The sequence below is a fragment of the Hydrogenophaga sp. genome (genome assembly GCF_030373245.1).
Classification (GTDB): domain Bacteria; phylum Pseudomonadota; class Gammaproteobacteria; order Burkholderiales; family Burkholderiaceae_C; genus Hydrogenophaga.
Map to the genome: position 1 here is coordinate 341,278 of NZ_JAUCZF010000005.1, position 19,639 is coordinate 360,916.

Annotated in this window: 15 protein-coding genes and 1 pseudogene; 9 read left to right on the forward strand and 7 right to left on the reverse strand. The window is 58.0% G+C overall.

The window, feature by feature from the left end:
• Positions 1–27: 27 nt before the first annotated feature.
• From QUV25_RS13780 to QUV25_RS13795, 4 genes are read right to left on the reverse strand one after another with little or no spacing between them, the layout of a single operon-like run.
• On the reverse strand, positions 28–870 hold the full coding sequence (locus tag QUV25_RS13780) for a CpsD/CapB family tyrosine-protein kinase (protein ID WP_300864776.1): 843 nt from the start codon (positions 868–870) through the stop codon (positions 28–30).
• A gap of 9 nt (positions 871–879) precedes the next feature.
• Positions 880–2,484: a Wzz/FepE/Etk N-terminal domain-containing protein gene (locus tag QUV25_RS13785; RefSeq protein ID WP_300864777.1), complete on the reverse strand. Its 1,605-nt coding sequence runs from the start codon at positions 2,482–2,484 to the stop codon at positions 880–882.
• Positions 2,485–2,495: 11 nt separating this feature from the next.
• Positions 2,496–3,596, reverse strand: a complete 1,101-nt coding sequence (locus QUV25_RS13790) for a hypothetical protein (RefSeq protein ID WP_300864778.1) — start codon at positions 3,594–3,596, stop codon at positions 2,496–2,498.
• Between the two features lie 2 nt (positions 3,597–3,598).
• On the reverse strand, positions 3,599–4,159 hold the full coding sequence (locus QUV25_RS13795; RefSeq protein ID WP_300864779.1) for a polysaccharide biosynthesis/export family protein: 561 nt from the start codon (positions 4,157–4,159) through the stop codon (positions 3,599–3,601).
• A gap of 985 nt (positions 4,160–5,144) precedes the next feature.
• On the opposite strand from QUV25_RS13795, the gene QUV25_RS13805 reads away from it, so the two are divergent.
• The 8 genes and pseudogenes from QUV25_RS13805 (at position 5,145) to QUV25_RS13840 (ending at position 15,098) form a co-directional block, all read left to right on the forward strand.
• Positions 5,145–6,182, forward strand: coding sequence for an IS30 family transposase (locus QUV25_RS13805; RefSeq protein ID WP_300864781.1), 1,038 nt, complete (start codon positions 5,145–5,147; stop codon positions 6,180–6,182).
• 141 nt (positions 6,183–6,323) lie between these two features.
• A pseudogene (locus tag QUV25_RS13810) lies at positions 6,324–7,289 on the forward strand (IS5 family transposase); the annotation flags it as partial.
• A 202-nt stretch (positions 7,290–7,491) separates the two neighbouring features.
• Positions 7,492–8,496: a glycosyltransferase gene (locus tag QUV25_RS13815; protein WP_300864782.1), complete on the forward strand. Its 1,005-nt coding sequence runs from the start codon at positions 7,492–7,494 to the stop codon at positions 8,494–8,496.
• 20 nt (positions 8,497–8,516) lie between these two features.
• A complete protein-coding gene (locus QUV25_RS13820; RefSeq protein ID WP_300864783.1) occupies positions 8,517–10,634 on the forward strand; it encodes an NAD-dependent epimerase/dehydratase family protein in 2,118 nt (705 codons plus the stop codon).
• Positions 10,635–10,817: 183 nt separating this feature from the next.
• Positions 10,818–11,393 (forward strand): hypothetical protein, encoded by a 576-nt coding sequence (locus QUV25_RS13825; protein WP_300864784.1) that lies wholly within the window; start codon positions 10,818–10,820, stop codon positions 11,391–11,393.
• The gene (locus tag QUV25_RS13830) at positions 11,390–12,595 is read left to right on the forward strand and encodes a glycosyltransferase family 4 protein (RefSeq protein ID WP_300864785.1); all 1,206 of its coding nucleotides are present in this window, start codon (positions 11,390–11,392) and stop codon (positions 12,593–12,595) included. Before QUV25_RS13825 ends, QUV25_RS13830 begins: the two co-directional genes overlap by 4 nt.
• 32 nt (positions 12,596–12,627) lie before the next feature.
• Positions 12,628–13,479 carry a glycosyltransferase gene (locus QUV25_RS13835; RefSeq protein ID WP_300864786.1) on the forward strand — a complete coding sequence of 284 codons (852 nt, stop codon included), beginning with the start codon at positions 12,628–12,630 and terminating at the stop codon, positions 13,477–13,479.
• Positions 13,480–13,883: 404 nt separating this feature from the next.
• Entirely contained in the window at positions 13,884–15,098 is a 1,215-nt protein-coding gene (locus QUV25_RS13840; protein ID WP_300864788.1) for a glycosyltransferase family 4 protein, read from the forward strand.
• A 48-nt stretch (positions 15,099–15,146) separates the two neighbouring features.
• Here QUV25_RS13840 and QUV25_RS13845 read toward each other — a convergent pair whose 3' ends face one another.
• The 3 genes from QUV25_RS13845 to QUV25_RS13855 all read right to left on the reverse strand — a co-directional run bounded on the left by QUV25_RS13845 (position 15,147) and on the right by QUV25_RS13855 (position 18,447).
• Positions 15,147–15,905: a PIG-L deacetylase family protein gene (locus tag QUV25_RS13845; protein ID WP_300864789.1), complete on the reverse strand. Its 759-nt coding sequence runs from the start codon at positions 15,903–15,905 to the stop codon at positions 15,147–15,149.
• A gap of 372 nt (positions 15,906–16,277) precedes the next feature.
• A complete protein-coding gene (locus QUV25_RS13850) occupies positions 16,278–17,609 on the reverse strand; it encodes a glycosyltransferase family 4 protein (protein WP_300864838.1) in 1,332 nt (443 codons plus the stop codon).
• 97 nt (positions 17,610–17,706) lie between these two features.
• Positions 17,707–18,447 (reverse strand): WecB/TagA/CpsF family glycosyltransferase, encoded by a 741-nt coding sequence (locus QUV25_RS13855; protein ID WP_300864790.1) that lies wholly within the window; start codon positions 18,445–18,447, stop codon positions 17,707–17,709.
• A gap of 214 nt (positions 18,448–18,661) precedes the next feature.
• Between QUV25_RS13855 and QUV25_RS13860 the strand changes: the two genes are divergently transcribed.
• Positions 18,662–19,576, forward strand: a complete 915-nt coding sequence (locus QUV25_RS13860; protein ID WP_300864791.1) for an AAA family ATPase — start codon at positions 18,662–18,664, stop codon at positions 19,574–19,576.
• The last annotated feature ends 63 nt before the right edge of the window (positions 19,577–19,639 follow it).

Genomic DNA, 19,639 nt, shown 5'->3' on the forward strand with positions numbered 1-19,639 from the left:
TGGCGCGAGGACATCGCAGCACGATGTTTAGTAATACTCGTGGCCACTGGGCGCATCGTCCTTGTTAAGGACCACGCCCAGAACATGGCTTCTGGAAAGCCTTGTCATAGATTCCTCGATCTCTTTCTGCGTAGACACGCCATTGCCTACCACCATCAAGACGCAGTCGACACGTGGCAGTACGGCTAATACGTCGTCAGCTGCCAGTACGGGAGGCAGATCGATGATCACGATGCGGTCAGAATAGCGCTCACGAAACTCGCTCAAAAGCGCTGCGGTCCTGCTTGATCCAAGCAACTCAGCAGAGTTTGCAACAGATCTTTGGGTCGGCAGAACAACAAAGCGGGGAATGCCTGGGTTGACCAAAGCTTCATGAACGGGAGTGTCACCCGTCAAAACTTCGTTCAACGAAGGGGCACCACGCAAACCCAGCACGCTGGCCACCCTGGGCCGGCGCAAATCCAGATCGACCAGCAGGGAGGTTCGATCTGCCAGCTGTGCAATGCCAATCGCCAGGTTGATCGCCACAACGGTCTTGCCGGACGCCATAGAAGGTGAAGTGATGGCCAAGACCCGCCATCCATTCTCGTCCATTTTTTGAAGAACCTGGGTTCTAAGCAGGTCGAAGGCCCATGATGCGGGGTGTAATTTCTGGTGCGCAACAATGCGCTGGCTTTCAAGGTGCTCTTCGTCCAGATTTACCGTGAGCGTTTGAAGATATTGAACTTTAGGTGCTTCAACAGGGGTGGACGAATCATGTTCGAGCAATGGAGAGGGCCTGGAAGCCCCTGCACGAACTTGCCTCTCTGCGACGAGATGTCCCTCAGGACGGGTTCTGGCCTTCTCTATGGCCTGCTTGATGCGTTCCATGGACGGCCCTTAGCCCTGGCGGGTGGTAACAGAATTCAAAACATCCTGAAGGGGTGCCACCCATAGGTGAATGGCTAGAAGCAACAGCAGTCCGCTCGCCAGTACCATCCAGATTGCGCGTCTGCGAAAGCCCTCACTGGCCTGGAGCTCGGCTTTGGTAGAAATGTACTGAATGACCGCCAGTGGCTTCTGATTGACCGCCGCCGACAAGGCATTGGCACCCCAGACTCGGGCAAACAGCATCTCTAACATCATGGCAAAAGCCAGCGCTGAAGCGACCGCCGCGGCAAAACCGGCGGCGACGATCTTCTTGCGGCTAGGCTTGATCGGATACTCCGGCATCAACGGTGGCTCCAGCAAAGTAAACCGCTCGGCCTGCTCACCCCCCTCCAGGTTCTCGACAACCTGGGCTGACAACAGCTGGTTTCGCAATTCCTCATACTTGGTCTGAGCGGCCTCATAGTCGCGCTCAAGTGCAGCCAATTGCTTCTCCAGCTGGGGAGCCCTGACCGCTTGCACACGCATCTGCGAGATGCTGGCCCTCAAGCTCGCCTCCTGGCTGGTCAGCAGGCCCACCCTGGATCTGGCTGCTTCCACCTGGGCTTCCAGCCTAGAAGCGGCGAGATCAGCCTGATCTCTTACCGCTGCCCTCGCAGGCGTCTGCACCCGGGGCTCGTTGATGACTGCCTGTTCCAGGCTCTGAATCCGGCGGACCAGGGAACGAACGTCCGGATGGCTCTCCGAGTACACAGCGCGCAACCCCGCCAGTTCGGCACGAGCGCGTTCCAGCTCCTGTTCGGTCTGACTCGGGCCCAGCGAGGTGACAGAACCCGGCGCCATCACTCCTCTCTTCGCAGCGGCCAAGTCCACCTCAAGTGCGCTGAGTTCACTGGACGCCAAACGACGATCCCTTTCCACATTCCGCAGGTCAGCTTGCATGGCTTGGAGTCCTCCAAGCGCGATCCCTGTGTTTTCGGGCAATCCACCGGCCTGTTGTGATTTGAAGGTCGCTATCTTTCCCTCAAGCGACTCCAACTCTTTTCTGACGCGCTCGGCTTCGACGCTGAGGAACTCCGTTGTGCGGGAAGCCTGATCCACGCGATCCTGCCGGTTGCTGGCCAGGAAGAGGTCTGCCAGCTCGCGCGTCACGGCCAAAACCTTGTCCGGATCACCGTGTTGAAACCCCAGATTGAAAGAAAGAGAGGACGCTCTTGGCGCCCAGGGCTCTCCCTGTCCACCAATCACCGCCACCGAGATGCTGCTGCGCATGGCGTTGACCACATCGGTATCGGAGAGTCCACCCCCTCCACCAACCCTTGGAAAGAGCTGATGCTCATCAGAAATGCGGATCAAGTTCTCCCGCGTCATCAACCTCTGGCGGATGAGGTTCACGCGGTCTTCGGGGCGACGCTGGATGGCTCCATCAGCCACAGCCACTTGAACCTGAGGGCCTTCCACCAGAATGGTCGCTGTGGATTCGTAGACCTTGGGCGAGATAAACGCGAACACGACAGACGCGGTCAAGACCGCGCCAAATATTAGGATCATCGCCAATGCGCGTCGGCGCAGTATGGACAAATAGTCGTGGAAGCTGAGCTGGTAGTCACCGAACATAGATCAAGCCTTCAGCGCCCAGGATAGGCGTAGATCAAGCCCGCCCGAACCGACCAACCTCTGGCAGAAGACCCGGAGGAGCCTCGGGACCAGCGGTCTTCAATGCCCAACGTCGATGACCAACGGGCGCCCAACACGTTGTCAAGGCTCAGCCCGGACACACGACCCCGACCACCCGCAACTCCCTCAGATCGGCTGTTCGTCACGGTTGCGGACAGGGTGGCGCCCTCGGCGACCTGGTAGGCCAAACGCAGTCCCAGGGCTTCGGTCCTGATGTAACCAGACGCCGTACCGGTCGCGGCAACGTCCCTCGACCATTCGACTCCAGAGGACAGGCGGCTGCCAGCGTAGGTCAGCTGCAATCCGCTCAGGGTGCCCGTGGCCGTCTGCGAACCCTTGGTCCGCGCCTGTCCCGCAAAGGCCGCGAGCGACCATTCTGGCGACAAATCACCTCGTGTGCCCGCAAGCCAGCGGATTTGTGTCGACTCTTCGCCCGCACTCAAGGGAGTTAGTCGCCTGTAGGTTGGCTCAAGAAAGTACGCCATCCGGTCAGTGGCCTCCCACGAGAGCTGGCTGGAAACAACCAACTCGCGATAGCCCTGAAGCAAAATCGAGTCGTAGCTCACGCGGGTGCTGGCAACATCCATGGTCAGCCGCGTGCGTTCCGTCAGCTCCTGGTTCCAGCGAGCCCCTGCCACAACCGAGCGTTCACGGCTGTCGACCGTGATTCGTCCAAGATCCAAAAGTTGGCTGTTGCGCGTGGCCGATTCCGCCAGATTGGTGCGCAATTCGACGCCCGCCGTTGGCCAGCCGTAGGCCCAGGTGTAACCGAGGCTGGGAAAGTTGCGGCTGGGGACGAGCGCGGTGTTGCTGGATCGCTCAAGCACCGCACCCAACGACAGCCTGGATCGGTAGCGATCACCCAGTGTTTCGAGAGTGTAGTCAGGTGCTATACGCAACACCGTGGTACCGCCCGGACTGACGCTGGCCAGTGACGGATTCTCGATGCGCTCAATGCCGGACGCCACGCTTACCGACGGCTGAGCATGCGCGCTCCCCAAAGTGAGGCATGCCGTGATACCCAAGCATTGCAGCGTGGAGGTGTTCTTCATTGTCAAGGCACCAGAATGGTGTCACCCGGCATAAGGACAGCATTCGTGTCCAGCGAATTGCCCCGAATGAGATCGTCGTAGCGGACCTGCAACACCGTTGAACCCGAACTGGTCTGACGCAAAATCCGGATGGCATTGCCGTCAGCAAAACGGTCCAGGCCACCGGCTTGACTGAGCACTTGCAAAACTGTGGTCGATGGGGACATGAGCGTGACCGGACCCGGTGTGGCCACCTTGCCCAGCACATACACCCGGCTGCCATCGATGCCGGTGACGGCAACGGTGACGACAGCTTCACGGATGTAAGCCTTGATCTTGTCCGCAATGCGCTCTTCGGCCTGTGGCGTGGTCAAGCCAGCCACCTCCACCCGACCTGCCAAGGGAAACGTGATACTGCCGTCGGGCAGGACACGCACCTCCATGCGCAAGGCGTCTTCTCGCCAGACGGAAACCGTCAGAGCATCGCCGTGACGCAGCTTGTAAGGGGACGCCGTCTGGGCCGAGGCTGTGGTACCCAGCAAAACCAGCGACAAGAACAGAAAAAACTGTGCGGCGTATCTCATATATGAATCCCCAAGGCAGATGTTGTGGCAACCGGTGTAGCCAAGGCATTCGGCTCCGTTTTGAGTGTCGCAGAGTGATGACTGGTCATCAGAAAGACGAAGGCCCGATTGGAAACTGCGGCAGGCTGCAGGTGCTGTGTCACAATTTGTACCTACAACAGCGATGGTAATGCAATGCGCAGGAGGTCAAGCGTGAACAGATCGACATTCAGTCTATTTGTCTTGTCCGTTTTGCTCCAAAGGAGATAGCCTCCAACGCCGCACACTCGCCATGATGGCAAGGTTTTCCCATTTCCTGAGATGAGTCATCAGCCACCAACAGCTCCCACGATCAGTGCCACACACCCTGACTGGGCGAGGGAGCAATTGTGCCTCTTCGAGTGGAATCCAGGCAAAAGACTGCTCGCCAGCTTGCGCGATTTCCAGCGATGGGGCAAGGCCGGGGCTTGGTGCTTACCGCTGAGGTGGTGGGCAGTGGTCAGGCACGGTTTCTGGAGTGTGACAAGCGGCGCAGACATTCCGTTGACCTGCCTCATCGGCGGCGGCCTCTTGTTGCCTCACCCGAATGGAGTGGTGATTCATCCTGAAGCCCGTATCGGCCCAAATTGCCTGATTTTCCAGCAGGTCACCCTGGGAACTGTGGGATCAGGCGGCGTACCGGTCGTAGGTGGTCATGTGGATATCGGTGCCGGGGCCAAACTACTTGGCCCAGTCGTTGTGGGTGACCATGCGGTGATTGGAGCAAACGCAGTGGTGGTCCATGACGTGCCGGCTCACCATGTGGCCATCGGCATTCCGGCACGCTGCCGACCACGAATTCGGGACAGAATCTGCGATGAATGAGACGGAAACTGGCACACTGATAATCGATCGCAACAAGGTAGATGAACTCAGCGCCCGCCTCTTCTCTATGCTCCAAAAGAGCGACATCACGGTTTACCTAGACTCAGACTCCACTCATGGCTCCGTCTAGCTGGAAAACACCATGAGTGCGGATGTGCTGCCGCTTAGCATGCCCCAAACTTTCACCGTAGCGCGAGCGCGCAATACGAGGTTTCGTCGCGTTCTGGCCCAGCATCCAGAGACTCGATTTGTCCGGTTTGTGGACGGCGACTGCCAAGTGGTTGAGGACCGGGTGAAAGCAGCGCCTCAACACCTCAAATTCCATCTGCACCATGCGGTGGTCCGCGATGAATGTCGCGAACGGTTTCCGGAGCGCTCTATTTTCAACTGCATGTGCGAGCGGAAGTGGAACACCCCGGTAGGTAACGCCCTCGCTGCGGGTCTGCGCACCAGGCGCCAACGCATCAAATGTCGCAAGCGCGCCCAGCCGGTCACCGACACCTTGCTCCTTGGCGTGGTCCAGCACTTTCTGGCACAAGATTGGTTGCCTTCGCAGCTAGTGGGCGCTCTCCAACGTATGTGGCCCGATGAACCCCTGCGCACCGTCTTTCAAGAAACCATCCACACCTCCATCTACGCCATGCCCAAAGGCGAGTTGCGCCGTAACCGAATCGCCTGCCTGCGGCGAGCCAAAGCCAAGCGCATGCCGCGCAGCCGAGGAAAAGATCGCAGGGACCAGATGGCCGATCTCCCGAGTATCCATCTGAGCCCACCCAAGGCCAATGAACGGGCCTTCCCCCGTTACTGGGAGGGCGATCTCATCAAGGGCCCAGGCAACCGCTCAGCCGAGGGCGCGCCGCTCGAACGCAGCTCTCGAGTGACGATGCTGATCAAGCTGGCCAAAACGACGGCCGCCACTTTCCAGGAAGGCTGCACGGCCAAGCTGCGCAGCAATGTCGAACCGATGCACAAGACAGTGACAGGGCCTGGAGCTGGCCCGCCAAGCCGCGCTAACCGCCAACACTGGGTTGATGGTGTACTTCTGCAACCCGCACAGCCCTTGGCAGAACGGCTCTTGCGAGAACACCAACAGGCTAATCGTCCAGCAGCTAGCCAAGGGTCCGGCTCTGTCGGTCCACTGTCAGGAGCAGCTCGATGCGATTGCCGCCCTGCTCAATAGTCGCCGGTGCGCCATCCATGGCCTCTACCCACCCATCAGCGTCCACCAGGCCATGTGGGACAAGCTCAATCAACCTAAATCTTCAATTAAGGAACGTCTGCAAAACCTCCCCGCTGGCACGGGAAGTGCAGTATTGAAGCCATGAAACAAATGAGCATGAGCGAGAGCGGATTCGAGCGCAAGACCAAGAGGACGCGCAAGCGCGAGTTCCTGGACGAGATGAACCTGGTGGTGCCATGGGCCGAGCTTGTCTCGTTGATTGCCCCGCACGCGCCAGCACCGGGCGCCAAGGGCGGACGCCCGCCATTCCCCGCGCAGACGATGCTGCGCATCCACTTCTTGCAACAGTGGTTCAACCTGTCCGATCCGGCAATGGAAGAGGCGCTGTACGACACGCCGATGTTTCGTGAGTTCGCCGGTCTGGACGTGGGCGAAGACCACCTGCCCGATGAGAGCACCATCCTGCGGTTTCGCCACCTGCTCGAAGCCCACGACCTGGGCTTGCAAATCCTGGCCACCGTCAACGCCACGCTCAGCGCCAAGGGCTTGTTGCTTAAGCAAGGGACCGTGGTGGACGCCACGCTGATTGCAGCGCCCAGCTCCACCAAGAACAGCACGGGCACACGCGACCCGGAGATTCATCAGACCAGGAAGGGCAACCAGTGGCACCACGGCATGAAAGCGCACATTGGCGCTGACGCCGAATCGGGCCTGGTGCCCAGTGTGGCCACCACCGCGGCCAATGCGCACGACATCACGCAGGCTCACGCACTGCTGCATGGCGAGGAAACCGACATCTTCGCCGACTCGGGCTATCGGGGTGTTGAGAAGCGAGAAGAAGTTCAGGCCGAGCACCCCGATGTGAGCTGGCACGTGGCCATGATGCCGGGCAAGCGCCGGGTGCTGGACAAGATCAGGCCGATGGGCGCTGTCTTGGAGCAACTTGAGAAGACCAAGGCGAGCATTCGGGCCAAGGTGGAGCACCCGTTTCGGGTCATCAAGCGCCAGTTTGGGTACGTCAAGGTCAAGTACCGGGGGCTGGCCAAGAACACGGCCAAATTGGTGACGCTGTTTGCGCTGAGCAATCTGTGGATGGCGCGCAAGCGGCCTTTAAGCAGGGTCCAGGGATGGTTGCGCCTGCACACGGCCAAAGGGCCGCGAATGCGGTCGAAATCGACCTTCAAACACCGTGCAAAGCGCAGAAATTCCTGTTATCTGAATAACTGCGCATCAGCAACCGTCTCGGCGGGTGTTGTGCAGACCATCCTTAAATAGGTGTGGCGCTTCCTACCAGACTCCATCCCCCTCTATGTTAAAATCTTCTCGACCGCAACCAACGTTATTGCCAGTGGTGGATATCGTCGTCATTGGGCGCAATGAAGGAAAAAGACTGGACGCCACCTTCGGGTCGATTGAAACTGCCGCTCGACGGCTGATCTACGTGGATTCCGGATCAACCGATGACAGCGTGGCCATTGCCAAACGGTACAATGCCATTGTCGTCAACTTAGATGTCAACATTCCGTTTACAGCTGCTCGAGCCCGAAACGCGGGCTTGGCAGAGATTACTAGGCATCCACTCCCTCCTGCCTATGTGCAATTCATGGATGGCGACTGCAGTCTGTCCTCGGAATGGCTGAAACGAGGTATCGACCACCTTGCGAGATTTCCAGCGATTGGAGCTGTTTGTGGAAGGCGGCGCGAAATACATCCAGATGCCTCCATCTATAACCGCATGTGCGACTGGGAATGGAATACGCCACTCGGTCCGACGCACGCCTGTGGCGGTGACATGCTCGTGAGGTATTCTGCGATAACGTCTGTGGGCGGCTATAGGGAAGATGTTATTGCGGCTGAGGACAACGAGGTCTGCCAGCGGCTCATTGCGAAGGGCTGGGGTCTCTACCGCCTTGACGCAGACATGACGCACCACGATGCGGACATGAACAGCTTTTCACAGTGGTGGAAACGTGCAGTTCGGGCGGGTCACGGATTTGCACAGGTAGGCGATCTACATCCCGGGTATTTCAGGACAGAGCGGCGGCGCGTTTGGTTCTGGAGCACTTGGGTCCCATTGACCGGGCCGATATTGTCCTTGATATGGACCCCATTGATGCTGACTGCTCCGCTCCTCTACTTGGCTTCTTTTCTAAAGTGCCTACGGAGCTTCAGGCGTGGAGACTTCTCTTGGTCCCATGCAATCAAGCTTTCGGCTCTTCTCGTGATCTCCAAATTCCCGAACCTGCAAGGCATACTCACCTGGCGGAGAACTCGAGCCAAGCACCTCACCCCTACCATCATCGAGTACAAGTAAAGTCCTTGCAAAGCGAATTCATGAACAACCAAAAACTGAAAGTAGGCTTCATAGGTGCGGGCTACATAGCATCTTGGCATGCGAACGCACTGATCGAAACAGGAGTGGCCACCTTGGCTGCGGTCTGTGACCCTAGCTTAAAGTCGGCCAAGGGCTTGGCCGAATCGTTTGGCGCAAGGGCATACCTGTCGCTGGACGCCATGCTCGAGCAAGAACAGCTGGATGCAGTTCACGTCTTATCACCTCCCCACCTCCACTGCATGCAGGCATTAGCCGCACTCCATAAAGGATGCCATGTTTTGGTAGAAAAGCCGTTTGCCTTGACCCCGGAAGAAGCAGCAGAGATGCTGGCGACTTCTGAAAAAGTTCACAAACTGGTGGCGGTCAATCACAATTTTCTTGCGTTGCATTCATACCAAAGGCTCAAAGATGCCCTGACACAGGGATTGATAGGAAAGGTTCACCGCCTCGAAGCCAACTGGCACTTGCCATTGTCGCCGTTGCGCTCGGGGCCATATGGCCTGTGGATGCTGAGATCTAGCTTGAATCTATTGAATGAGATTGGCCCCCATCTATTTGCATTCGTGCAAGATTTGCTAGGTACAATGTCAAATGTGCATATTCGAACATCGAAGCCAATTGAGGTTCCTGGCTTGGGCATTCGTCCTCAGTGTTTTTCTATATGCGGGCAAGTTGCGCACACAGACGTACAGCTTTCGATATCGCTTGTCGAGGGTTTCGAAGACCGGTCGGTGACCCTGCACGGCGTCACAGGGCGTGCCGAGTTGGATTTTGGAGCTGACACCTTCATTTTGCATCGGGGGAACTCCAGCGAAATCATTCTAGATCCCTTACTGTCGGCCTTCTCGACCGGCACACAATATTTCAAAGAGGGACTTCGCAACACATGGATTCAGGCTCGCTCATTGAACAGAAAGAGTCCGTACGCATTGAGCATGGCGGGCGCCGTTGGTGCCTTTTACGATGCTTTGCGAGAAAACCGACCTTTGGACCGCCGCTTCTCGGGCGAGTCGGCTGCTTTCGTCTGCCAATCCATTGCTTCTGCCGCAAGCCAATTGGAAAACGAACCCGCACCCATTACATCAGGAGCGGTCGAAACCGAAAAAACTGCTAGCTCTAACCGAGAATCAGTGGTGATCATTGGTGGAACAGGGTTCATCGGTCGCTCGCTCACACGACGCCTTGTGAAGGATGGCTATCGCGTCCGGGTCTTTAGCCGTGGAAACAGTTCGCCCTTCAGCGACTTGGGCCGGACCGTCGAGATGGTCCCTGTCGACCTGTCCAATGCGGACACAATGGCCAGCGCCATGGCAGGATCGGCTGCCGTCTATCACTTGGCAAAGACAGATGGGCGCACGTGGGAGGATTACTTGGAGAACGACGTGAAAGTGACTGGCCAGATCGCAGAAGCAGCTCTTAAGGCTGGCGTGCGTCGGTTCATCTATACCGGCACCATCGCGTCCTACGATGCCTCTGACGCGACGAAAGTCATTGATGAGTCCACGATGTTCGGGCCAATGGAGTCCCGGCAACTTTACGGTCGATCAAAGGCGGCCTGCGAAGAGTTGTTGATGGCGGCCTGCAAGACGAAAGGTCTGCCCCTGGTCATTGCAAGACCGGGGATCGTCATTGGCCCCGGTGGCCCACTGCAGCACTGGGGTATCGGCCGGTGGAACGGGTCGTCGGCGGTGAAGATGTGGGGACGTGGCAACAACCCGCTTCCGCTGGTGCTGATCGATGATGTGAGCGATGGACTGGTGCGTTTGCTGGATCACGAAAGCGTTGTGGGTGAGTCGTTCAATCTTGTTGGTGATCCCAAATTGTCGGCCAAAGGGTATTTCGACATGATTTTCAAACTCACGGGGTCACGCATACGAACCAAACCAGGCAGTCTTGAACTGATGTTCGTGACCGAGTGGGTAAAGTACCTTCTGAAGCGACATGTTCTCAGAAAGGCCAACCTCGGTCGGCCTTCCCGGGCCGACTGGAAGTCACGCGCCCACCTTTCAAAGTTCTCCAACCAAAAGTCCAAGACCGTCCTCGGATGGAAACCCCTGGAAGACCCTGATCAACTGATGGAAAAGGCGATTCTCCACAGACAGTTCTTTGGCTATTGATCCATGAATTCACCAAACCCACGTTTGTTTCCAAGTTTGGATCTCAACGCTCCCAACCTGACAATAGTTCGCTCAGACACCGCCTGGCCAGGAGCGGTCCTCGCTTGCTTTGGCTCGAAGGAGCCTGGGTTGGTGTACTTGTGCGACGAAATCGTACAGGCGCAAGTCTGGTGAGCCCGGACTATGCGCTCCGCTTGGATCGGCACTTGGTCGCCCGGCATTGGCGACCCGACCATCGGCGGCTGGGTCACCGTGGCGCTCTATGCATGGGGTGCATGGGCCTGCCTGCGTGTGTTGCAGCGAGCACGGCGAGGCTGCATCTTCTTGAATGACAATGAGCGTGTTATATGGCGCTTGCTGATGGTTGGGATGATTGCGCTGGGGATCAACAAACAGTTGGACCTTCAGTCAGCCATGACCGAGTTGGCGAGAATCCTGGCTTTTCAACAGGGATGGTATGAAAATCGGCGGCAGTATCAAGAAGCGTTCATCGCTGCTGTGCCGGTGGTGGGCCTGACGATCCTGGCGGCAATCAGCCTTTTGGTCTGGAATGCGCACGCGGCCACTCGGTGGGCTTGCGCAGGTGCCGCAGCCCTGGTCATTTTCGTTGCCCTCAGGGCAGTTTCGTTTCACCATGTGGACGAGATGCTCGGCTGGCGTATGGGGGGGGTACCTTTGAACTGGGTGTTGGAAATGGGCTCATTGCTGGTGATCGGATGGGGAGCGCACACGAGGGCCAGTACCCCTGCAAGGATATGAGGGTTGCCTATTTCATCAATCAGTACCCGAAAGTCAGCCACAGCTTCATTCGGCGGGAGATCCTGGCGCTAGAACGTCAGGGTGTGGAGGTGGTCCGGTTTGCCCTACGAGGCTGGGGCGATCAACTCGTGGACGCCGAGGATCAGGACGAGCAGGCCAAGACCTTTTATGTTCTGCGCAGAGGGTGGTCGGGTCTGATCGGTGCCTTGCTGGGACAAATGGTTCGAACGCCAGTCGCCCTTGTGCGTGCGCTCTCCTTGGTTTGGCGAATGAGTCGGGGGTCCAGCCGTCCCCTGCCCTTTCATCTGGCCTATTTAGCGGAGGCTTGCTGGGTACTGGCTCGCCTGCGCACCCATCCTGTGCACCATGTCCACGCCCACTTTGGGACGAACTCAACCGAGGTCGTCATGCTCGCCCGCGCGATAGGAGGACCACCCTACTCCTTCACGGTTCACGGGCCGGAGGAGTTCGATCAGCCGGCTGCACTCCATCTGCGCGACAAGATTGAAAGTGCAGCGTTCGTGGTCGCCATCAGTTCCTACGGACGCAGCCAGCTGTACCGGTGTGTCAGTCATGAGCACTGGGACAAGATTCACGTGGTGCATTGCGGCCTGGACAAAGGCTTCCATAAGGGGGCAGAGACCGCACTTTTCCTCGACACGCCCCGCCTGGTTTGCGTCGGCAGACTGTGCGAACAAAAGGGCCAGCTCCTGCTGGTGCAAGCCGCGCGGATGCTGAAAGAAAGAGGTGCTTCCTTTGAGCTGGTTCTGGCCGGTGATGGTGAAATGAGATCCGAGGTGGAGCAGATGGCCATCCAGTTTGGTCTGAAGCAATGGGTTCGCATCACCGGATGGATCAGCAGCCAGCAAGTGCGCGAAGAGCTTCAGGCAGCCAGGGCCATGGTCCTGCCCAGTTTTGCCGAAGGCCTGCCCGTGGTCATCATGGAGGCCATGGCGCTGGGACGTCCCGTTGTAAGCACCATGGTGGCCGGGATCCCAGAGCTGGTGCGCCATGGTGTCGATGGGTGGCTGATCCCGGCAGGCGACGTCGATGCGCTGGCCGAGGTCCTGGCCGAGGTGCTGGAAAGCGACGTCTCCAGGCTTCAGGAAATGGGCCGCGCGGGCCGACAGCGGGTCCATGTTCGACACGATATCGACGTGGAAGCTGCCAAGCTGGTGCAGCTTTTCCGGGGTGTTGCGTGACGCCCGCGCCAGGAACCGATGCGCGTGCGCCCATGGCATCCGCGCCAGAGCGCCCCAGGCTCACCATCATCGTTCCAGCCAACAATGAAGAGGCTTACCTGGCCAGTTGCCTTCGGGCGCTGATGGCTTCGGAACCAGCAGCTGGTGAAGTACAGGTGTTGGTGGTAGCCAACGCCTGCACCGACAACACGGTTGAAGTGGCTCGGGCGTTTGAATCCGATGCAAGCCGAATCGGTTGGACCATGCAGGTCATTGACCTTGCTCAGCCGGGCAAGCTCAATGCTCTCAACGTCGGCGACGATATGGCCACAGGCGAGCTCCGTGTCTACCTCGATGCCGACGTACTGGTGAGCCCGCCACTGGTGCGCATGGTGTTCGCTGAACTGACTGCCACTTCCTCTCCGCGCTACGCCAGCGGCACTCCACGCATATCGCCAGCGAAGTCCTTGGTGACCCGTGCCTACGCGCGATTCTGGCAAATGCTCCCCTTTGCTCGCAGTGAGGCCCCGGGCTTTGGCTTTTTCGCGGTGAACGCTGCGGGACGGGCTCGCTGGGGCCGTTTCCCGAACATCATCTCCGACGACACCTATGTGCGCCTACTATTTGCACCGCACGAACGCAAAGGCGTGCAAGCCACTTACGAATGGCCGATGGTGGAAGGATTCAACCGACTGGTGCGAGTCAGACGCAGACAGGATCAGGGTGTGAAAGAAATCGTTCACAAGTGGCCCGAACTGATGCGCAACGAAGGCAAGTCGGCAACTGGCCCTGGTGACTTGTTGCTGCTGGCACTCAAGGCCCCTTGGGGATTTCTGGTTTATGCAGCAGTGGGGATTGCGGTTCGCTCACGGAGAGCCTCCGACCAGTGGACGCGCGGACGATGAAGCCTGATCGGAGTTTCTCAATCGGGCCAGCGGGAAATGCGTGTCGAAAAGGGTCGAGGCGTTGGCGAGAGCTGCTGCTGAATTCATCGCCGGCTTTGGCAACCCCACGCTTCAACCAGCCGCGCGGGCTGGCGCGGATCCTCTGCCTATTCACATGTCAAGGTTATGATGATCCGGACTCGGAAAGCGAGACTTTCATGAAATTTCAAGTCAATGTCGTTCGATAGGGAGTTGCTAGCACCACCCTATCGGTCCATTCGGGAATAGAAGAACTCGGGTGAGGTAATTTCTCGCCAGACGGAAAGGCTTACACATTGATTTCGTCTTCCAACCGCACTCGCGTCCTGGTGATCGCTGAAGCGGCGAACCCAGAGTGGGTGTCGGTGCCCTTGGTCGGATGGTCCATGGCCCAAGCCCTGGCGAAGCAAGCCGATGTTCACATCGTGACGCAATTGCGCAACCGGGAAGCTTTCCAGCGTGCAGGTCTGGTCGAGGGAAAGGACTTCACTGCGATTGACTCGGAGGCCATTGCCCGCCCTCTTTGGAAGATCAGCCAGATCCTGACGGGTGGCGGCGGCCAGGGCTGGACCATACAGCAGGCCATGAGTTTTTTGAGCTACCCCTACTTCGAACACCTCGTTTGGAAACTATTCGGTGATCGGTTGAAGAGCGGTGAGTTCGACGTGGTCCACCGCATTACCCCGCTCTCCCCGGTTCTGCCAAGTCCAATCGCCTCCAAATGCCGTCGCATAGGGGTGCCTTTTGTCCTTGGTCCGATCAATGGCGGCGTGCCTTGGCCTAAAGGCTTTGAGAAGGAAATGAGGCGCGAGAAGGAATGGCTTTCCAAACTCAGGGGAGCCTATCGGTTCCTGCCTGGAAGAGCAGGAACCCTGCGGGCCGACGCCATCCTGGTCGGGTCACGTTACGCCATGTCCGAGTTGCCCTCGCACCACCTTGCAAGATGTATCTACCTGCCTGAAAACGGGGTTGATCCTACTCGGTTTCATGGAGCGGCCTCACATGCGGCGGGGCCCTTGCGAGCCTGTTTCATCGGGCGTCTTGTTCCTCTGAAAGGCGTGGACATGCTGCTCAACGCTGCCGAACCACTGCTCCGGGGAGGTCGCATGACACTGGACATCATCGGTGACGGACCCATGATGTCCGACCTCAAACAGCAGGCCAAGGTCCTGCCTGGCGTTGTGTTTCATGGCTGGAAATCTCATCAGGAAGTTCAGGACATTGCGTCAACGTGTTCAGCGTTGGCTTTTCCCTCGATCCGGGAGTTTGGTGGCGGGGCGGTACTTGAGGCCATGGCGTTGGGCCTGTGTCCAATCGTTCTTGACTATGCAGGTCCCGCAGAACTGGTGACTCCTGCAACGGGATATAAAGTGCCGATGGGCAATCGTGATCAGGTGGTGGCCGGATTGCGAAAGCAATTGATCCATTGCGCTGATCACCCCCTAGAAGTGAAGGAACTGGGGGACCATGCTCGTGCAAGGGTTCAATCGCTGTTCACCTGGGAAGCAAAGGCCTCACAGGTGACCCAAATCTATGACTGGGTGCGCCGAAGGCGTGAGGACAAACCATCTTTTTTCCCCCTGCCCGTCGATCCTTCGTGACCGTTGCCCGTTGCCAGTTGCCCGAGGCAACTTTCGAAGGCGGCGGGCTCAGACGTTGTTCATCTCATCGGCCAAAACACAGAATCGTTTGGCATCAGAAACGTAGAACGCTTCGGCGTGTTTCACGTTGACCCGGAGTCCTCGGTAGCAGTTGAGCCCGAGAATGCCCTCCGTGTAGTGCAGTCCGGCAGTCTGTGAGGCGTAGATTTCGATCATCTGCCGCTTTTTCGCCTCAACCGTCGAGATGTCAACAGCCACATTGGGCCAGAGCGGAGACCACACTTCAAAACACCAAACTTCGCCTTGCCAGCCAGCCGCGCGAATGGCGAGGGCAACACCTTGGGCTACAGCGGCGTGATCACGGTGATGGTCACTCACAAACGGGCAGAAAATCTGCTCTGGGGCGTATTCACGCAAGTGACGAGCAAGCCCCTCAGCCAACTGAGCTTCGAAGTGCGACATCCGACCATCTGGCAAGTTCAGCCAGTCCAACTGAGCGAATCCCATTTCTAACGCTGCTTGCTTCGCCTCTGCCTTGCGCACAGCATCCACCTCGGCTGTCGCTCCAGCGGCGCAAAAGACCACGGCTACTTCGCTGCCCAACTCACGATGCAATAACAGAGCGCCTCCAGCACCGATGACATCGTCGTCCATGTGCGGCGCCACAACCAGAACGCGCGCTTTTTCAACCGGCCTTAAAACCAGCGACATACGATGGGTCACGCGATGCATTCGGCGCAGCAAACGCAATGCCGTCATCTCACGAATTCCGCGCAGCAAGGCCAGTGTAGGTTGAATCAAAAGCACCTCCCCCTTTCCTACAAAGCCCACAGTCTACCTCTGTGCATTTCAATCCAAGAAGGCACGCAAACAACCCAAAACCTCTGGGTAGGGTTAAAAACTCTCGCCGAGCAGGGTATGGCTTCTGTGGGATGAGGTGCCACTCGCCAATTCCAGCTGAGCCTGGAGGGTTCGCCTAAATTCAGAGCGTGGCGCATCGCCGCAAGATCAAAGCTGGCAAGGGTTCGCCCTACGCTGATCTTGTCGTTCGTCTGACCACGGCTACTGAGGTTGGTGGACGACATGAGTCTGTCCGGTCAGGTCGGGGCAGGTCAAGGTCAAGTCGTTGGCAGTGCGCTCCCTCCTAGGTGCTTTTCCGGGTGGGTGCAGCAATCGCGCCTAGAGCTGCCTTTTTTGCGATTCGGCACTATCGGGCAAAGAGGTTCGGGTGAGCAGCAAATCCTGATCACGAAGGTTATCGAGGGTGGCGTAAAGGGCAACGATCTGTCGAGCCTTGACTGGCCAAATGAACCTTTGCTGGACGTGAGTTCGCGCCCCAGCAGACCGTTCGTGTACTTCTGCGCGTGATGTCACGAGGCGGGTAAGAACGGTTCGAAATCCTGCAACGACTTCATCACGAGACCCTAAGGGAACTTTGAACCCAGTTTCCGTGGTTACCAATTCCCCTGGACCAGCGTAATCAACCACGACAGGCACCACGCCAAGCGCCATGGCTTCAAGCACGACCCCTCCACCGAACTCCCTGATACTCGGGAACGCCAAAATGTCGCACTGGCACAGAATGTCTTGCACCTTCTCATTCGGCACCCAGCCATGAAAGGTCACGACCGACCAGAGATCATGATGTTGCACGAATGAACGCAACGCTTCCATCATCGGCCCATCCCCAATGACATCGATGGTCATAGATCCGACGCGCAGCAACTCCAGCGCTGACTGAAGCAACATGTCTGGCCCTTTGTAGGGAACCAGTCTGCCGACAAAAGCCGCACGCAAAGGGCCGTCGTCGCGCCTCTGAACAGATTGAGAGAAACGCTCTGGATCCACCCCGTTCTCGGGCATGTAGATGTATTTGTCACGATACCTTGTAGGCAGGTCGCTCAGTGTGAATTGCGAGCCCACCAGAACCCTGGTCGCACAGCGGTAGGTCTCTGAGATGCCAGGCAGCAACCGGTAGGCAGACCGCACATAGGACAGCCACTCCTTTTCCCGGCGACGCTCTCTGCCAAACGCTCTGGGCCAGGGCACACCTCCGTTGAGCGGGCCAAGGACAAACGGAACTCCCGCTTGAGCACAGCGCATGGCCAGGGAACTGGGTGCTGTCGGAGTCAGGGGCGTGATCCGGTGGACAACACAAAACTCTCCCGCTTGGATCCTGGACCCGAACTGCTTCCAGACCAGATGCTCGAAATAGGGGTAGACGAGGCTGGACAACGCAGTGCGCGTCGTCCAGCCAACGCCCTGCCCGCCGCGCAGCCATTTCGAAAGCTTCCAGAACGGGCTCTCAATAGCTTCCGAATCGATAGCGGTGAAATCCACGCCCTCCCGCAAGCCAGCCCTGAGAAAAGCGTCCCGATTGCGGGTCTGGGTCACGATGTGTGCATCGATCTCTTTGGCGATCGCTGAGCACAGTGACCATCCGATCAAGGGAACGCTAGTCCATTCGGGGTTGGCTGACTCAGCAATCAGCAGCGCGCGACGGCAGATCATGGCGACCAAGGGGGCGACTAGAGGGAACTGTTCAGGGCGTGGTTCAAGATTTCAGAACCCTTTCCCGAATGCCTTTAGTCCATTGCTCCGAGTTCGCTCACTTGCTGGCCACCAGACAGTCTTTGATCAGAAACCAAATTCCACGAGGATAGTTGATCAGGTAGCGTTTCCACAGACGGCCTGGATCTTTTGCCAGACGATAGAGCCACTCAAGGCCTCCCCGCTGCATCCAATGAGGAGCACGACCGCCCTTCGGCCCCAGGATTTCAAATGTGCCCCCAATACCCATCAGCACCGCCTGTGGCACTTTCCGGCGAAGCTCGAGGGCCAACAGATCCTGCTTGGGCACACCGAGTGCAATGAACACGACGCGTGCCTGGTGCCGGATCAGTTCATCAGAAAACCATGAAAGCTGTTCGTCTGAGAGGTCAACCATGCCGTCGTAGACAAACGCACACGCCTCAACCGTCCGAGCACCATAGGTCTTGATGGTCTCAAGCGGGCTCTTGCCACCGATGACGGCAAACTTCGGCACATTTTTGACTCTGAGCAAAGCGTCCACCAGATCAACGCCCGTAGTGCGCCCGTCGATCGTCCGCCCTGGATACTTAAAATTTGACGCCCAAACCAGGGGCATGCCATCTGCAGTGATGATGTCTGCCTTCTGGATCATTTTCCAATAGTCCGGATCGCGCGATCCGCGCGCGAGCATTTCAGTGTTAAGCGTCAGCAGCCACGCACCCTCACTCCGACCGACCCGGTCTGTCACCTCTTTAAGGTGATCGCTTACGCCCCTGCGGGAAACGGTCAGCCCGCAAATATCACAAATATCGGTCATGCGAACACAAGATTCCACTGAAACTGTCGGCCTGAGGCTCCCCTCGCCATGATCGTATTCGATAATGTTGTTTTGGATTAGTGAACAAATCGGCGCTCTCGCCCGTTGATTCGAATTCGTGCGCGAGGCCCAGTGCCCACCTGTGGAGCACCGCAGCATTTCTGGTCCAGACCGCCCCCCTGCCGAATCGGCGGCTTTCACCACCAGACAGAACATGTACGAATCCTTCTACGGTCTGAAAGAGAAACCTTTCTCCATTCAGCCAGACCCCGACTTTCTCTATATGGGCAAGCGGCATTCGCTCGCCTACACCATGCTGCAGTACGCCATCCACAACCGGGCTGGCTTCACGGTGATCTGCGGCGACATCGGGTGCGGCAAAACCACGCTGATCCGCCGACTGCTCAAAGAGATGGGCGACGAGGTTTCGGTAGGCATGGTCACCAACACCCACCCCGATCTGGCCGACCTGACAGAGTGGATCATGCTGGCGTTCGGATTGCCCTATGACCGCCTGACGCCCGTGGCGCGCTATGACGCCTTCCAGCGCTTTCTGATCAACGAATACGGGCAGGGCCGCAGAGTCTTGCTGATCGTTGACGAAGCCCAGAATTTGAGCGCGCCGGCCATGGAGTCGCTGCGCATGCTCTCCAACATCAATGCCGACAAGGATCAGTTGCTGCAGATCATATTGGTAGGGCAACCCCAGTTGCGCGACCTGCTGAAGCGGCCAGAGTTGCAGCAGTTTGCCCAGCGGGTCGCGGCAGACTTCTTCATCCCGCCCCTCAATTCGGTGGAGGGAGGCGACTACATCGCGCACCGGCTCAAGGTGGCCGGCAGAGAACGCCAGCTGTTCACGCCGCTGGCCACATCCAAAATCGCAAGGGCTGCGGGCGGCATTCCCCGAAGCATCAACATCCTCGCTGAAATGGCCCTGGTCTATGGGTTTGCGGAAGAGGAACGGCTGATCGACGTGCACATCGTCGATGAAGTGCTCAGGGATCGCCATCAGTTTGGGGTCCTGGGCGACATCAACTTCCAGATCAGCCAGCCCGGGGACCTCAAGCAGGTTGACGCCCAACCAGGTGACAGTCGCTTCAAGGATGATGCACCTCCCCAAAAAGCGTGATGTACCTCGCACCCATGTTACAAATTGTTGAGTAACAATGGGAGTCCCGGAGCCAAATTCGTC

What these genes read in the sequence shown, in the direction of transcription:
- QUV25_RS13780 (WP_300864776.1), bottom strand. Translation starts at nt 870, where the DNA reads ATGGAACGCATCAAGCAGGCCATAGAGAAGGCCAGAACCCGTCCTGAG.
- QUV25_RS13785 (WP_300864777.1), bottom strand. Translation starts at nt 2,484, where the DNA reads ATGTTCGGTGACTACCAGCTCAGCTTCCACGACTATTTGTCCATACTG.
- QUV25_RS13790 (WP_300864778.1), bottom strand. Translation starts at nt 3,596, where the DNA reads ATGAAGAACACCTCCACGCTGCAATGCTTGGGTATCACGGCATGCCTC.
- QUV25_RS13795 (WP_300864779.1), bottom strand. Translation starts at nt 4,159, where the DNA reads ATGAGATACGCCGCACAGTTTTTTCTGTTCTTGTCGCTGGTTTTGCTG.
- QUV25_RS13805 (WP_300864781.1), top strand. Translation starts at nt 5,145, where the DNA reads ATGAGTGCGGATGTGCTGCCGCTTAGCATGCCCCAAACTTTCACCGTA.
- QUV25_RS13815 (WP_300864782.1), top strand. Translation starts at nt 7,492, where the DNA reads ATGTTAAAATCTTCTCGACCGCAACCAACGTTATTGCCAGTGGTGGAT.
- QUV25_RS13820 (WP_300864783.1), top strand. Translation starts at nt 8,517, where the DNA reads ATGAACAACCAAAAACTGAAAGTAGGCTTCATAGGTGCGGGCTACATA.
- QUV25_RS13825 (WP_300864784.1), top strand. Translation starts at nt 10,818, where the DNA reads ATGCGCTCCGCTTGGATCGGCACTTGGTCGCCCGGCATTGGCGACCCG.
- QUV25_RS13830 (WP_300864785.1), top strand. Translation starts at nt 11,390, where the DNA reads ATGAGGGTTGCCTATTTCATCAATCAGTACCCGAAAGTCAGCCACAGC.
- QUV25_RS13835 (WP_300864786.1), top strand. Translation starts at nt 12,628, where the DNA reads ATGGCATCCGCGCCAGAGCGCCCCAGGCTCACCATCATCGTTCCAGCC.
- QUV25_RS13840 (WP_300864788.1), top strand. Translation starts at nt 13,884, where the DNA reads ATGGCCCAAGCCCTGGCGAAGCAAGCCGATGTTCACATCGTGACGCAA.
- QUV25_RS13850 (WP_300864838.1), bottom strand. Translation starts at nt 17,609, where the DNA reads ATGATCTGCCGTCGCGCGCTGCTGATTGCTGAGTCAGCCAACCCCGAA.
- QUV25_RS13855 (WP_300864790.1), bottom strand. Translation starts at nt 18,447, where the DNA reads ATGACCGATATTTGTGATATTTGCGGGCTGACCGTTTCCCGCAGGGGC.
- QUV25_RS13860 (WP_300864791.1), top strand. Translation starts at nt 18,662, where the DNA reads ATGTACGAATCCTTCTACGGTCTGAAAGAGAAACCTTTCTCCATTCAG.